The sequence below is a fragment of the Mesorhizobium sp. WSM4848 genome (genome assembly GCF_055811375.1).
The window spans coordinates 1-1,154 of record NZ_JBVVPX010000099.1; the positions used below are offsets into that span (position 1 = coordinate 1).

Annotated in this window: 1 protein-coding gene; it reads left to right on the top strand. The window is 63.0% G+C overall.

Annotation, left to right across the window (positions count from 1 at the left end; genetic code table 11):
* Positions 1-198 precede the first annotated feature (198 nt).
* A complete protein-coding gene (locus AC0L16_RS33440; protein ID WP_473625790.1) occupies positions 199-1,137 on the top strand; it encodes an IS110 family RNA-guided transposase in 939 nt (312 codons plus the stop codon).
* The last annotated feature ends 17 nt before the right edge of the window (positions 1,138-1,154 follow it).

Below are 1,154 nucleotides of genomic sequence, written 5' to 3' on the forward strand. Positions count from 1 at the left end.
CCCCTTGTATCTGCACGGAAGGTTTTTTGTGCGATGTAAGCGACTGAGCCTCGAACCAGATGGCCATCCGGTTCGAGGCTTGGCGAAGTCGCCCGTTACCCCTCCGGTTACAACCGTGGATGAGCTTGGGATCTTCGCCTTCGTCACGCACGACCGAATAGTCGCTTGGCTCCAATCGCACGCACAAGGCAGGTTACCGTGAACAAGACTATCTGTGGAGTGGATGTTTCGAAAGATTGGCTCGATACCCATGTCGTGCCGGGCGGAGCGGCGGGCCGCTTCCGCAATGATGCGGCAGGCATAGCCGAGCTCGCCGCCTGGTGTCAGGCCAATGGCGTCGAGCTCGTCGTCATGGAGGCCAGTGGCGGCTATGAGCGCTTGCCCTTCCTGTTGCTGTGGGAGTTGGGTGTGGCTTGCGGCATGGTCAATGCGAGGAGCGTCCGCCGCTTCGCCGAGGCGATGGGCTTCCTGGAGAAGACCGACAGGATCGACGCCGCGGTCATCGCTCGCTATGGCGAGGTCAAGCGGCTGCAGCCGACACAGCCGCCGAGCGCGGCCCAGCAGCGGCTCAAGGCGCTGGTTGCCCGACTCTCCCAGGTGACCGGCGATCTCACAGTCCAGAAGCAGCGCAGGAGCGCTGCCGCCGATGCCGAGACCATTGCCAGCCTCGATGAGGTCATCGTTGTGTTCAAGCGTCAGAGCCGCCGGCTTGAGGGCGAGATCGCCTCGCTGATCGATGACGATCCCCTGTGGGCATGCCTCGATCAGGCCTTCCGCTCGCTCAAGGGCGTCGCCTCCCGCACCGTGGCGCGGCTGATGGCGGAACTGCCTGAGATCGGCGTCCTCTCCAACAAGGCCATCGCCAAGCTGGCCGGCCTGGCGCCGATCGCCAACGACAGCGGCAAGCGCAGTGGCCGACGGCCGGTGCGAGGCGGACGAGCAGGACCGCGCTCCATCCTCTTCCTCATTGCCCGTGGCGTTGCCCGCTACGATCCTCACTTCGGCGCCTTCCATCAACGGTTGCAAGCTGCCGGAAAGGAAAAGATGGTCATTCGCATCGCACTCGCCAGAAAGCTGCTCGTCATTCTCAATGCAAAAGCACGCGATGCGCGCAAAGAGTTCGCAAATGCAACTTGACACCCCAGATAGTCGCT